This is a genomic window from Paenibacillus sp. FSL H3-0457, assembly GCF_037981725.1.
Classification (GTDB): Bacteria; Bacillota; Bacilli; order Paenibacillales; family Paenibacillaceae; genus Paenibacillus; species Paenibacillus amylolyticus.
Window position 1 is genome coordinate 101,151 of sequence record NZ_CP150283.1, and the last position, 12,829, is coordinate 113,979.

Genomic DNA, 12,829 nt, shown 5'->3' on the forward strand with positions numbered 1-12,829 from the left:
AGAGGTGAACAAAAAAACTTGTCTATTAAAACGAAATTATCCATGATTATGTCGTGCTCAGTGCTTGTTATTTTAGTGTTGAATATCGCACTGAGTTATTATACTACAGAAGAGAATCTGAGGCAGGACAGTGAAACCAAGATGGTACTCACTGCAAAGCAGATTGCAATTGCTGTCGAACAGAATCAATACAGTTCGGATTATGTAAAACGGCAGATTGGAAACAATCTGTGGCTTGCTGCTGTCATGGCAGCGGAAGAATTGGACCCGGATATTAATAATATCACAAATGAAGAACTTGTACGCTTGAGCCAAAAGGTCGGCGTCTCACATATTTCGTTAATGGAGCAGACGGATGATGACATCGTTGTTAACCGCTCCTCAGATCCGAGAGAAATCGGGCTGTCCACCAAATCCATGACTTATTGGTATCAGGCCTTTAAGCAATTGTTTGAAAAACAACAGGTGACGATTCCCCAAGGGCAGAAGTTGGAGCATTTCTGGTCAGATGGATTCGAATACTCGACATCCAGTCCTTCGGATATTGATATCTGGGGTTACTACCATGATGGAAAGAGAAACTACATAATCAATCCCTTCTATAATAATACGGAAGTTGATGACTATGTGAAAATCTCTAGTCCGGATGAGATTTTAAATAAAATTCGTGAGGTCAATCCCTCCATTCTGGAGATTACAGGCATCAATCCGTTGACTTTTGGCAGCCCGAACATGGGTGATGACGGAAGAGATTCGAACTTTAGCAAGTTGAATAACAGACCGATTCGTTTTGGTACATACCAGTATGGTTCTACGGATGAGGATCATCGTGCTGTGGTGCGCGCCATTCGAACAGGGCAAAATGTATCTTTTGTCAGTGAAACGCACGAACAGAAGGTACTGAAGAGTTTTATTCCCATTTTCACACCCAATCAGTCTTCCTATGTGATCAGTATTGTCATGGACTATAAGCAAATATCCTCCATGGTATCTGAGCAGTTGGTGAGCCATGCCTCCATATCGTTGGTTTTGCTGGAGATTGTGATCTTTGGCAGCTATTTGCTCGCAGGGTATATTACACGTCCGATCCAATCCATACTGGGCAAAGTGAATGATGTAGCGGATGGGCACTTTGATTTCCGTCTGAAAGTACGGAGGAAGGATGAACTTGGCCAACTGGCCAATCGTATTAATGCCATGATTCGTAATCTGGGCCATTATACGAGCCGTCTGAAACAGATGTATGAAGAGAATCGGGCAGTGAAAGAACATCTGGAGTCCATTATCAATCAGACAGCGGATGCCATTCACATTACGGATCTTGAAGGAAAAGTGCTTCGGGTTAACCGCGCATTTGAACAATTATATGGCTTTCGAAGTCGTGAGGTGGAAGGTCGTAATCTGAAGATCATCCCGCCAGAGGCAGAAGAAGAAATGAAACGTCAGCATGCCCAACTCGTTGAGGGGATGTCCATTACGTCCAACGAAACCACCTGGATGAAGAAAGACGGGACCCGAGTAGAGGTCAGTGTCAGTACGGCTCCGGTACGAGACGAGGCTGGAGAGATTACCGCGCTCATTAGTGTCTCCAGGGACATTACAAGTCGTAATCGGATGGAAGAGCTGCTGAGACGTTCTGAGAAGCTAACAACCGTGGGCCAGCTTGCAGCAGGTGTGGCACATGAGATTCGTAATCCACTGACCACGCTGCGCGGATTCCTGCAGTTACAGCAAGAGAGCAACAAGCTGAATCATCGTCATCTGGATCTGATGTTATCGGAGCTGGATCGAATCAACCTTATTGTTGGTGAATTTCTGATTCTTGCGAAACCACAGGCGGTTCATTTTCAGAATCGGGACATTCGTTTTATTCTTGGCGATGTCATCTCGTTATTGGATAGTCAGGCGCATCTGCATGGTGTAGAATTTGTACTGCGTGCCTCATCCGATTCGGCTATGGTACACTGTGAAGAGAACCAATTGAAGCAGGTATTCATCAATTTGCTGAAAAATGGTATGGAGGCCATGCCAAATGGAGGAAACATCCATATCAAGCTCAAGCATGACGAGCAGTCGAAACGCGTCAGAATTGAGATCAGGGATGAAGGCATTGGTATCCCGGAAGAGATGATGCCCAAGCTTGGGGAGCCTTTCTTTACGAATAAAGAGTCTGGAACAGGGCTTGGCCTGATGGTCAGTCAGCGCATTATTCAATCACATAAGGGCATGATGGATATTAAAAGCGTCATGAACAAGGGAACAACGGTTATTATTGAACTGCCTGCATCCGAGCAACAACTGGAAGTTATTGAGGTAGATCAGGTAACAGATGACACACTTACAGATGAAGAGAAATAGATGAGGTGAGATTACCTTTTGCGTATTAATAAATTTATTAGTGAAACAGGTTATTGCTCCCGGCGTGAAGCCGACAAGTTGGTGGATAGTGGTCAGGTAACCATTAATGGAGTTAAGGCTGAACTGGGCAGTCAGGCAGAAGAAGGCGACGATGTACGAATCAATGGCAAGCCAATCAAGGAAAAGAGAAAACACGTATATATCGCGCTGAATAAACCGATCGGGATCACAAGTACAACCGAGCAGCATATTCAGGGCAATATCGTTGATTTTGTCGGGCACGATGAACGTATCTTTCCTATTGGACGTCTGGATAAGGACTCGGAAGGTTTGATCCTGATGACCAATGATGGTGATATCGTTAACCGGATTCTTAGATCAGAAGGGCGCCATGAGAAAGAGTATATCGTTACTGTTGATCGATCTGTAACCCCGAGTTTCCTTAGAGGTATGAGCACTGGGGTGAAGATCCTGGGTGAAAAGACCCTGCCTTGTACAGTGACCCGGATGACGGATCGAGTATTCCGTATCATCCTGACTGAAGGAAAGAACCGTCAGATTCGGCGGATGTGTAGTGCCTTTGGTTACGAGGTTCGTAAGTTGAAGCGTATTCGGATCATGAACATCCATCTTGGAGAAATGGCGACAGGTTCATGGAGGGAGCTTACCCCTGCTGAAAAAGCGGAGCTGGGCGGTCTGTTAGACTATTCACTGGAATAGTTGATTCGAGTTCCACTAATTAACTGATTGAAGCCCTGCTTTCCGAAAAGGAGTGCAGGGCTTTTTGGTGCAGATTTAATGAAGACTAGTCAATAATACCGAATAGTACGGAAATATGTAGATGAACCAGGCATAAGCCTTATAAAACCAAAAAGACCGTTCTCCTTGTACCTGGAGAACGGTCTTTGGTTAATGAATCGCTGCAGGCCTCTAGTTTCCTCCGCCAACGGCTTTTACATTTGTATTGTTACTTTGATACTTCCGAATGATAGATACCTCTACACGGCGATTCTGTGCCCGTCCCGTATTGGTGTCATTGCTGGCAATTGGGTGATACTCTCCATAACCACTTGGTGTGAATTTGGAAGGGTCCAATTTCGAGTTCAGCAACAGGATTTTCAGGAAGTTGAGCGCACGATCTGCGCTTAGATCCCAGTTATCCTTATATTGGTTGTTCGAAATGGGAATATTATCGGTATGACCGGATACAACCACTTCATATTCAGGGAACTCCTGCAGCATGCTTGAGATTGCTTTGGCCAGGGATCGTGATTCAGGCTTCACATCTGCTCGGCCTGAGGAGAACAGGGCGTTATCACTGATGGTGATCTTCAATTCAGACTGATTCAGCTTGGTGTTCAGCTGGTCTGAAAGTCCGTTCTTCGAGATATATTTGTCGAGCCGCTCTTTGAGTTTCTCCAGGTCTTCTTGTTCTTTCTTAGCCATCTGTGCATCTGTAATCTGAGCTGGTGTTTTCTTGGTGATTTCTGTAGGTTCCTGTTTGTTCTTACCCAAATCAGCACCTGGCGTATCCGGATTCATGGACGAATGGTCCAGAATCCCGGAACCTCCATTTAATGCACTGTTTAGTGCGGAAGCCATCTGCTCGAACTTAGCTGCATCGATTGAACTCATACCGAACAATACAATAAACAGAGCGAGCAACAAGGTCATCAAGTCGGAATAGGGAAGCAACCAGCTCTCGTCTATATGCTCTTCATGTGGTTCGTGCTTCTTAGCCTTTTTCACCTGGTGATCCCTCCTTCTCTTCCAGTTGTTTACGTTCGGAAGGTGTCAGGAATACGGATAACTTTTGGTTGATGGCGATGGTGGAGACACCGGATTGTATGGATAACAGTCCTTCAACCATCATCAGCTTGATCTCCATTTCTTGCTTGGACATCCGTTTCAGCTTGTTAGACATCGGGTGCCATAACACGTAACCACTAAATATACCAAGGAGTGTTGCGATAAATGCTGCCGCAATCGCATGGGAGAGTTTCTCCATGTCACTGAGATCGGCAAGTGCTGCGATGAGACCTACAACGGCCCCGAGAACCCCGAGCGTTGGTGCGTACATCCCCGCCTGAGCGAAGATCAAGGCACTGCCACGGTGGCGCTCTTCTGTAGCATGAATATCTTCCATGAGCACATCACTTACAAATTCCTGATCGTTGCCGTCTATAATCATACGCATACCGCCACGAAGGAACTGATCGTCAATCTCTTCTACTTTTGATTCCAGTGCAAGCAAACCTTCACGACGGGTAGTGGAAGCCCAATCCATAAATGTGCCGATCAGGGATACGCGATCAATAAGTACTTGATTTTTGAAAACAATCCCGAAAAGCTTAGGGATTTTCTTAACTTCAGACATCGGAAATGCGATAAAGATGGTTCCTGCTGTACCAACAAAGATAATAATGTAGGCTGCGGGATTGTTAACCAGGTTGATTAAGGGCGCACCCTTCAAGAACATACCAAATACAAGGGAGACCAGCCCCAAAATTAGTCCAATAATCGTTGAAATGTTCATCATACACCTCATCCATGAGATAAAATTGAATCCTTTCAAGCGGCTGTGTTCGGGCTTCCGGACGAATTTTTGGCCGCAATCCGTTCAATGTTAGGCAATCCTTACGGTTGCTAAAACAGTTAAAACGGTCATATATGTATTTATCGACCAGAAGGCCTTTTTTTTTAAGGGCTATTTTCAGGTATAATAAGATCAAATCCGCTCCTTAGGGGCCGAATAGGAGTGAAAAGCCAATGGGCGTAAAGCATGGACGGGATTATGAAGGAATTTTGACAGATCTGACAACGGCAATCGGACGCATACCGGATCGGTATGTTTTCTTTGAAATGGACGCGGAAGAGTGGGGGAGACTGGCTGCATCTGACCAACTTGAAGTGGATGAGGCGTTGGCGGAGGATCTGTTCTATGCGCTGGGCGAGGAGTCCGTTATTCCGGTTGGAAGTGGCGTGGTCATCCATGATAAGGAACAGCACCGCATTCATATTTTGATCGGGGAAGAAGAGTTGACATTTGTACCTTTAATTTAGTGTGTTTACATGCATTTTCAGGGGTATGAATGGAACTGGAATTGTCCTCAAAGCCTTATGGTTAGTGGTTCTATGCCATGTAGTTGATTGGATTTTGAAGCTTGTCCGTGGTAAGATGTTAGTCGTGAAATGGGCCAACCGCATGGCGGTGAGCCTGGCCTTTGAGGTTGCTGTTGATAGCGCCGAAGGTGTCGGTGGTTATACGGACTCACGTCTGTAATGTACCATCCTATGGGGAGGAAGATAACGCATGGTTTTTTCGCAAGAGGAAGTCGAAGCTCATCTGGGGAGGCTGGAAGGCTGGGAACTGGAAGAGGGACGGTGGATTGTACGTAAATTCGTGTTCTCCAACTACATGAAAGGGATTGCATTTGTGGATGAGGTCGCTGCGATCTCGGAAGCATTCAATCATCATCCTTTTATTACGATTGATTATACAACGGTTACGCTGCGTCTCACGTCATGGGATGCGGGTGGTATCACATCTGTAGATATCAAGGAAGCAGGGCAATATAACGAAGCTTATGACAAAATGAGGTCGGAATAACGGGTCAGTTATTATCGCGCGGCCAGAAGTGAGTGAACCATACATGTCAGACTATAATCAGAAACAACCTCTTATTGCTGTCGTAGGCAGTCTCAATATGGATCTTGTGGTGAAGACAGACACAATTCCGGAAGAGGGAGAGACGGTGAGCGGTGAGGAGCTGCATTATCTCGCTGGTGGCAAAGGGGCCAACCAGGCTGTTGCCGCTGCGCGTCTGGGTGGACAGACTACGATGATTGGTGCGGTGGGATCGGACGGTTTTGGCGAACGTCTGCTGCACAGTCTGACGGAAAGTGGTGCAGATGCCTCGAAGGTTCGCATATTGGAAGACACGGTTACAGGGACGGCTTCCATCTGGCTCTCTCGGGGAGACAACCGGATTATCGTTATTCCTGGTGCGAATGGGCAAGTGGTACCTGAGATGCTGGAAGAGGCGGATACGGTAAAAAGCCTGACTGCAGCCGCAGCGGTGCTGCTGCAGCTGGAGATCCCGCTGCCAGCGGTTACCCGCGCCGCCCAACTGGCGGCTGAAGGCAGCGCACTGGTGGTGCTCAACCCGGCTCCCGCGGTGCCGGGTCTGCCCCAGGAGCTCCTGCGGTGCGTCGACGTTGTCACGCCGAACCGCAGTGAGCTTGCCGTGCTTACCGGCCGGGATCATCTCCGGCCGGAAGACCTGGATGCGGCGGTCGCAGAGCTCGCCGCATCCCTCGGGGCCGCTGTCGTCACGACGCTCGGCCCCGAGGGGGCTGTGTACGCGGCGGTGCCTGGTGGCCGCGTACAAGCAGGGCGTGCCGGCGCGTGCCGTGCGCCCGGCTACGCCGTAAGCGCCGTCGATACGACCGGCGCTGGCGATTGCTTCAACGGCGCGCTGGCGGTAGCCCTCGCGCGCGGTGAGACTTTGGACGCGGCCGTAGGCTTCGCCATGGGTGCGGCCGCGTTATCCGTGACAAAGCTCGGCGCCCAGTCCGGGATGCCGTCCGCACGTGAAGTTGAGGCCTTTCTGGCTGAGCATGCGGCAGAGGCCTAATAAATAGCATAACAAAGAGGCGCTTATTCTCCCAAAAGGGGATTAAGCGCCTCTTTGTTATGCGTATGCAGAGATTATTTCTTCTCTGACAGCCACATGGCGATATTTGCAATCTCTTCGTCCTGCAGTTTGCCCTTGAAGGAAGGCATACCACCTTTACCTTTGACAATCGTAGAATAGATCTTCTCCAGATCATCCTGGCTGCCGATGTTGGCCAGAGCAGGTCCTACGCCACCTTGAAGCTGATCCCCGTGACAGGAGATACAATTGGCTTTGACCAGTGCTTCAGCTTGTCCGGCATCCAATGTGACTTCCGGCATGGTTGGCTTGGCTTCTTCAGCCACTTCTTCTTTCCCTGGAAGCGTAAACATTAAAACAATAGCTAAAGCGCATGCTGCAAAAAATACTCCGCTCATGATCCATTTGTGCATCCCTTATGTCCCCTCCAGAATGAAAGATCATCTAACCTGAAACTATCCATATCATTATAACGGAACCTGTACTGACATCATAGCATTTTGTGGGAATTTTTTGAACTAATCACATAACAAGGGGCAAATTTGGTTGTTTTGCAATGGATTCTAACCGCGAGGCCCTTCATAAACCATACAGTGAAAGGGCTTCAAGCCGCTTGGGGTCTGTCGTTCGTATGTATCCTGGGTGACAAATCCACTCTTCAGATAGACTTGAATGGCACGAGCATTCCAAGTGAGTACTTCCAGATCAATCTCATTCGTGGGATTTCGGCGAATAGCTTCCTGTACAATGGCAGAGACAAAAGCTGTCCCTTGACCCTGACCACACAGCTTTGGATGCATGCCAAGGCCAATCCGGGTTACCCCTTGAAGTGGGAAGTATTGAGCAAACCCACATATACGATCGTTCTGATCCAGGACGATCGCATATTGCTCCTGCCGCAGCTGTGCATCTCCGAATTCCACTTCCAGAGCTTTCATCTGCTCCCAGGGGAGCCAGCTGTAGATATTGTAAGGCGGATCATACTGCCAACTGCAGATAAGCTCCGCATGTTCTTCTCGCATGGGTACAACGTGAAACGTCACAGGGGTTTCCTTCATACACCTGCATGCTCCTTTCCTTGAAACAGAACTCTTTGTCCACTCTACAAAAGTGATGTTCATTTAGCAAGTCTTCCTTCCCAAGAAAAAAAATGAAACAAAAGTTCCGGTAATTTCGTTTATATTATAACGGGATGGGTAAAAACATCATAAGGGCACGGACGAACGAACGCAAAATGAACCTGTTGATGTCGCAGGATATGCCCCGAGTATAACTTGCAACATGAATAAGGATTGAAGCACAAAAAAACCGCCGGATACATTCCTGCGGAGAATGTACCGGGCGGTTCTGTTATGCTTCTTGCTTCGTTCCAGTATGGTTAATGGTTACAGCATCATGTTGCTCAGCTTGTCCCTAGTCAAGGGCCAGTGATTCATATGCGTCCGTGCTCATAATCCGTTTTGCGCCAACATAACGATTGGCCCAATAGTTTTCACTCAATGCACTGATCGTAACACCTTTGGAAGAAGAGGAGTGTGCGAACTTTCCATCCCCTACAAAGATTCCTACATGAGATACGCCTTTACCTGTTGTATTAAAGAACACCAGATCGCCAGCTCTCATTTCCATGCGGGATACGGAATCGCCCATGTCGAATTGGGAACTGGATTGGCGTGCCAAATCAATACCCAACTTGTCGAATACATACCGTGTAAATCCGGAGCAGTCAAAGCCGTTGAGCGTTGTTCCCCCACTTTTGTATGTAGTTCCCATTGCTGAATCAATTACTGTGTCCATCTTTGAATCTGCGAATGCGCTACCTGCACCAAGCGATAAAGCGAATGTGATGCTAAGTACAGCTGCGGTTAATTTCTTCTTGAACAAGAGATATTCCCCTTCCAATGCCTGCGAGGTTAGCTTAAGGATTCGGTTGAAGGTCCCCTATGATCCCTCTGTAGCAAGATCAATTCACCCATAACTGGTTCCCCCGCTTCCCAGGTGCCAGGAATTTGGCTATGCTAGTTATGCACCTGCGAAATCAAGAAATGACGATTTAATTTTAAGTAGTTACAAATATGAATGTAAAGATTACAAAGTTGTTACTAAAAACTCACTGCGATTATTGTAACAGAGGAGTACGGCTTTGGCAACGTTTAGCAACAAATTTAGCAAAAAAAACCTCGACCTTTGACGGGGAAAGGTTGAGGTTTGCCTATTTATAAGTACATATTAGGCCATGAGTTTAACATGTGATGGTAACAATTTTTAAACTATCTGCTCTCACCTTTGGATATTTTGGACTGCCATAATCGGAAATGGCTGCATATTTTCCACAGACTCAATAGACATCTGGCAAGTGGATACGTCTGTTGTAGTATAAGTCCGGTCAGTCCCGTTAATAACCATGAGGCTGTAGTGAATGCCCCAAAGACGAGCAGGTGTACTCCGCCCAGCAGTAATGCAATGCCGATTACAGCGATGAGATGACGCAGTGCAATCCAGAGGGCTTTGAGGGTACCGTGAGCCCCGCCTTCTCCTTCTGGTGCCGAAACACCGAACTGCATGTAGAGTATGACATGGTGGATGATCCAACCATATACAACCCAGGCAGCAACATAAGGTATACCAGGCAACAGTAATTGAAGGGAATGAAATCCGTCCATGAGAATCGAGTAGAGCTTCGGTATGAGCCAGTAGGCGGGCAGAAGTATCAATAATGTACGTATGGTGTGGAGCAGCAGCATCGGTTTCCACAGATTTTTGATTCCGCGGACAAACGGAATGCGCTCTTCTGTAGAATTAAAGTGCTGAAGTGAGTAGAGCAGTCCTGCCTGAATGAGGGGGCTGATCAACATGCGAACCAGCAGCATGCCCCCGAGAATCCATAGATAACGATGAACCTCCGGATGGGTAGACAGGTTAAGTTGACTTTCCATTTTGAACAAAAGAGTACTCAGCTCACCGGCATCAGCATCTGGATAGCGAAGGAGTAGTGGGATGACCGCCGATTGTACCATTCGATAGAAGAAATATCCCCAAATGAGTTGATAGAGAAATAAGAGTGCGGCAATGAACATATGCTGACGGACGAGAAACCAGCCTTCACGTATTTTCGCTTTCACCGTTTCCACCTCACCATGACAGACCTCCGAATATGGCTTCTATTAGTTTGGTTACACTCATGCTCCAGCGGGACTTCGCCCGCTCATCCAGTCCGGATTTCAGGAAATTGTTCATATGGCGGTTCTCCAGCACGATCGAGTACAGGGGATCGGTCATGGCCCAGGATACGGGGGATGTGTGAGTTAATTTATACGTGATGCGATCTTCTTTGCCATTCCATTGCTTGGTGAGGATATGTCCGTCTTCAAAAGCAATGCGAACAGGAACGGCGCTGTAATCACTGCCTTTTTTTGCAATTGTCACGGATGACTCGTACAATGTTTGACCGTCTTTCTGTACGGGCGTAACACGAATCTTCTCTACAGCAAAGTCAGCCATCCCGTTACCATAGACATATTGGTCAAAATAATCAGACCAGGAAGTGCGGGTCACTTGTTCCACAATTTTCTGAAAATCAGCCGAAGTGGGATGTTTGAAACGGTACTTCTTCACATAGGTAGAGAGAATACGTTCCATCTTTTTGGTACCGACTTGATGTTCGATACCAAGCAATACAAGCTTGCCACGTGTATAGACATTGGCTGCATACTCATTCTGTGAATCAAACTTCCAGGATTCTTGTGTTAAGGATGAAGGAGACGTAATCAGTCCCGATTGTACCGGCAGATTCGGAATCAATCCGTATTCCTGCTCCATTAGTTTGTCTTCTGCATAAGAGGTGAACCCCTCATCCAGCCAGGCTTCCTCGAATTCGTTGCTGGCAACCATGCCGTAGAAGTACTGGTGTCCGATCTCGTGGACTACGGTACGTTCCAGGTCATAACCTGGCGTAGTGTCATCGGCTCCAAAGGCCGTAACTAGCGTAGGGTATTCCATACCTCCAGCGCCGTTCCCCGCTTTGGGTGGAACTACGATGGATAAGGTAGCGTAAGGATATGGGCCAAACCATTTGCTATAATTGGCTAGAGCGGCCTTCGCGGCGTAGAAGTAACGTTCTTTCAGATCCTGATGAGCAGGGTCCAGATATAACTTGATTCGTACACCAGGCACATTGGGTGCAGAGAAGGGTTCCTCGGCGTAGACAAAATCCGGTGAAGCTGCCCATGCGAAGTCATGCACATCATCGGCGTAAAATTGATAGACCTTTTCTCCATTCTTCACCACGGCTTGCTGCGTCGGAAATCCAGTAGCAGCTACTTTGTATGTTTCAGGCACCCGAATACGCACACTATATATACCGAAGTCAGCGTAAAACTCTGAATTGCCATGGTACTGGTGCAGATTCCAGCCTTCCGTTGTTCGTCCACGTCTGCCCACAGGTTCATAGGCACTTAATTTGGGAAACCATTGACCTGCCATGACAAAATGATCAGCAGTTCCCATCCGGGCAAAAATCTTCGGCAGATTCACTTCAAATCGGGTGTGGAGCGTGATGCTTTCCCCGCCTTTGACGGGTTTGGGCAAGCGTACTTTAATGAGGGTGGTGTCCTTGATATTTCCGTCATCTGGTTGCACATACTGCATCCGGTGTAGCAGAGAGAGCCCGTCCTCCGTTTTCATTTCGGTAATGTTCATAGAGCCGTAGCCATTGGTAGGCATGACATCACCCCGAAGCTTTCCACCGGATTCCTTCATAAAGGTGGTGTCAGCAGAAGAGAAGGCGTTGGGATACATATGAAAGTAAAGCTCGCTGACGGTTTTTTTACCTGGATGTGTCCAGGTAATCGTCTGAGTCCCTTCCAGTACATTCCCTTCGACCAGTTTTACATCCATGTGATATTCCACAACACGGTTGCTGTACACTTCGGCAGTAGGGGTCTGTACACTTTCTGGAGGTGCTGGCGTTGGGGCTATTGCCTTAGGCTTGCCCGATTCGGGGGCGAGTACTGGCAATTCGGAATGAGTTGAGCGATTATAACCCAGAGTGATCCATATCCCTCCGGCAAGTACACACAGGGCCAGGGATGCAGTGAGCCAGCTCTTGGCGCGTCGTGGAATCATCGTTAAATACCTCCCGTTGACAAGCATCTACAGCATGTATATGTTTGCAATGGGGCAATTATTAGTTAAAATATTTGTATCAACCCTTGGAGGTTATAAACATGGACCAAAATGAGCAAAACGGCAAAAAACAGATTGCCTTGAATATCGTTAGTGCAAAAAGCAAGCATAAAGGCTTCGGTGCAGGCTCCATTGAGCTGAATAACCTTTCCCCGGTCATTATTGATAATGGCGAAGCCAAAATCGATATCGGTGCGATGCATGCGAAGAGCAAAGTGGAACGCAATATCAAGTTCTCTACCAATCGTGAAGATGTGCCCAACGGACGCCAGGTATGGCTGGTGTGGGTAGCTGTCGATCGCACGGAGGAAGGCCAACTCTATGGTGGAGCAACGGCATGTGAGATGTGGATTGATACGGAAGCAAGACGTGGATGGAAACTGCTGGCCGAACATGTGAATCGCATGGATTATGCCTTGAAGCGTCGCTTCATGTTGGATGAGCTTGGACCTGAAGCTCGAGCTGCACTTAAGACACTGCTGATCTCACACAACGAAGACTGGTGGAATGCTTCTCCAGATGTATTGAAGGAAGCACTCGCCTAAGGCAGATCTTTCAACACAGTATAAAAGAAAAAAAGCAAAAGGCCCCTTGACCGGAAAGTTCGGTAGGGGGTCTTTTGCTTGTGCTTT

General features: G+C 47.5%; 14 protein-coding genes and 1 riboswitch. Of the genes, 7 read left to right on the forward strand and 7 right to left on the reverse strand.

Annotated elements, in window-relative coordinates:
* Nucleotides 1-18 precede the first annotated feature (18 nt).
* Both MHH25_RS00480 and MHH25_RS00485 read left to right on the forward strand, forming a co-directional pair.
* Nucleotides 19-2,358, forward strand: coding sequence for an ATP-binding protein (locus tag MHH25_RS00480; protein WP_340018857.1), 2,340 nt, complete (start codon nt 19-21; stop codon nt 2,356-2,358).
* 18 nt (nt 2,359-2,376) lie between these two features.
* A complete protein-coding gene (locus MHH25_RS00485; RefSeq protein ID WP_340018858.1) occupies nt 2,377-3,078 on the forward strand; it encodes a pseudouridine synthase in 702 nt (233 codons plus the stop codon).
* Nucleotides 3,079-3,288: 210 nt separating this feature from the next.
* Here the strand turns inward: MHH25_RS00485 and motB are convergent, their stop codons facing one another.
* Nucleotides 3,289-4,107, reverse strand: coding sequence for a flagellar motor protein MotB (motB, locus tag MHH25_RS00490; protein ID WP_127551369.1), 819 nt, complete (start codon nt 4,105-4,107; stop codon nt 3,289-3,291).
* Nucleotides 4,094-4,894 carry a flagellar motor stator protein MotA gene (gene motA / locus MHH25_RS00495; protein WP_036607291.1) on the reverse strand — a complete coding sequence of 267 codons (801 nt, stop codon included), beginning with the start codon at nt 4,892-4,894 and terminating at the stop codon, nt 4,094-4,096. The genes motB and motA overlap by 14 nt, the downstream gene beginning before the upstream one ends.
* Nucleotides 4,895-5,127: 233 nt before the next feature.
* On the opposite strand from motA, the gene MHH25_RS00500 reads away from it, so the two are divergent.
* Genes MHH25_RS00500 through rbsK form a run of 4 tightly spaced genes read left to right on the forward strand, consistent with a single transcriptional unit; the run spans nt 5,128 to nt 6,995 of the window.
* Nucleotides 5,128-5,421 carry a hypothetical protein gene (locus MHH25_RS00500; protein WP_036607290.1) on the forward strand — a complete coding sequence of 98 codons (294 nt, stop codon included), beginning with the start codon at nt 5,128-5,130 and terminating at the stop codon, nt 5,419-5,421.
* A 25-nt stretch (nt 5,422-5,446) separates the two neighbouring features.
* Complete coding sequence (locus MHH25_RS00505; RefSeq protein WP_211085584.1) at nt 5,447-5,641, forward strand: hypothetical protein; 195 nt, start codon at nt 5,447-5,449, stop codon at nt 5,639-5,641.
* A 30-nt stretch (nt 5,642-5,671) separates the two neighbouring features.
* A complete protein-coding gene (locus MHH25_RS00510) occupies nt 5,672-5,968 on the forward strand; it encodes a 4a-hydroxytetrahydrobiopterin dehydratase (RefSeq protein ID WP_062838136.1) in 297 nt (98 codons plus the stop codon).
* 43 nt (nt 5,969-6,011) lie between these two features.
* Nucleotides 6,012-6,995, forward strand: a complete 984-nt coding sequence (gene rbsK, locus MHH25_RS00515; RefSeq protein ID WP_340018859.1) for a ribokinase — start codon at nt 6,012-6,014, stop codon at nt 6,993-6,995.
* A 74-nt stretch (nt 6,996-7,069) separates the two neighbouring features.
* Here rbsK and MHH25_RS00520 read toward each other — a convergent pair whose 3' ends face one another.
* From MHH25_RS00520 to MHH25_RS00540, 5 genes are all read right to left on the reverse strand, one after another.
* Nucleotides 7,070-7,426, reverse strand: coding sequence for a cytochrome c (locus MHH25_RS00520; RefSeq protein WP_036607288.1), 357 nt, complete (start codon nt 7,424-7,426; stop codon nt 7,070-7,072).
* A gap of 150 nt (nt 7,427-7,576) precedes the next feature.
* Complete coding sequence (locus MHH25_RS00525; RefSeq protein WP_340018860.1) at nt 7,577-8,071, reverse strand: GNAT family protein; 495 nt, start codon at nt 8,069-8,071, stop codon at nt 7,577-7,579.
* Nucleotides 8,072-8,426: 355 nt separating this feature from the next.
* Nucleotides 8,427-8,861, reverse strand: coding sequence for a C40 family peptidase (locus MHH25_RS00530; protein WP_223199955.1), 435 nt, complete (start codon nt 8,859-8,861; stop codon nt 8,427-8,429).
* 39 nt (nt 8,862-8,900) lie between these two features.
* A riboswitch (cyclic di-AMP (ydaO/yuaA leader) is annotated at nt 8,901-9,038 on the reverse strand.
* 245 nt (nt 9,039-9,283) lie between these two features.
* Entirely contained in the window at nt 9,284-10,135 is an 852-nt protein-coding gene (locus MHH25_RS00535) for a hypothetical protein (protein ID WP_340018861.1), read from the reverse strand.
* A 10-nt stretch (nt 10,136-10,145) separates the two neighbouring features.
* The gene (locus tag MHH25_RS00540) at nt 10,146-12,137 is read right to left on the reverse strand and encodes a M1 family metallopeptidase (RefSeq protein WP_340018862.1); all 1,992 of its coding nucleotides are present in this window, start codon (nt 12,135-12,137) and stop codon (nt 10,146-10,148) included.
* 101 nt (nt 12,138-12,238) lie between these two features.
* On the opposite strand from MHH25_RS00540, the gene MHH25_RS00545 reads away from it, so the two are divergent.
* Nucleotides 12,239-12,742 (forward strand): YwhD family protein, encoded by a 504-nt coding sequence (locus MHH25_RS00545; RefSeq protein WP_017691308.1) that lies wholly within the window; start codon nt 12,239-12,241, stop codon nt 12,740-12,742.
* Nucleotides 12,743-12,829: the final 87 nt, after the last annotated feature.

Excerpts from the sequence above, each read along its gene's own strand:
- motA (WP_036607291.1), bottom strand. The coding sequence starts at position 4,894 with ATGAACATTTCAACGATTATTGGACTAATTTTGGGGCTGGTCTCCCTT.
- MHH25_RS00500 (WP_036607290.1), top strand. The coding sequence starts at position 5,128 with ATGGGCGTAAAGCATGGACGGGATTATGAAGGAATTTTGACAGATCTG.
- MHH25_RS00505 (WP_211085584.1), top strand. The coding sequence starts at position 5,447 with ATGAATGGAACTGGAATTGTCCTCAAAGCCTTATGGTTAGTGGTTCTA.
- MHH25_RS00510 (WP_062838136.1), top strand. The coding sequence starts at position 5,672 with ATGGTTTTTTCGCAAGAGGAAGTCGAAGCTCATCTGGGGAGGCTGGAA.
- rbsK (WP_340018859.1), top strand. The coding sequence starts at position 6,012 with ATGTCAGACTATAATCAGAAACAACCTCTTATTGCTGTCGTAGGCAGT.
- MHH25_RS00520 (WP_036607288.1), bottom strand. The coding sequence starts at position 7,426 with ATGCACAAATGGATCATGAGCGGAGTATTTTTTGCAGCATGCGCTTTA.
- MHH25_RS00525 (WP_340018860.1), bottom strand. The coding sequence starts at position 8,071 with ATGAAGGAAACCCCTGTGACGTTTCACGTTGTACCCATGCGAGAAGAA.
- MHH25_RS00540 (WP_340018862.1), bottom strand. The coding sequence starts at position 12,137 with ATGATTCCACGACGCGCCAAGAGCTGGCTCACTGCATCCCTGGCCCTG.
- MHH25_RS00545 (WP_017691308.1), top strand. The coding sequence starts at position 12,239 with ATGGACCAAAATGAGCAAAACGGCAAAAAACAGATTGCCTTGAATATC.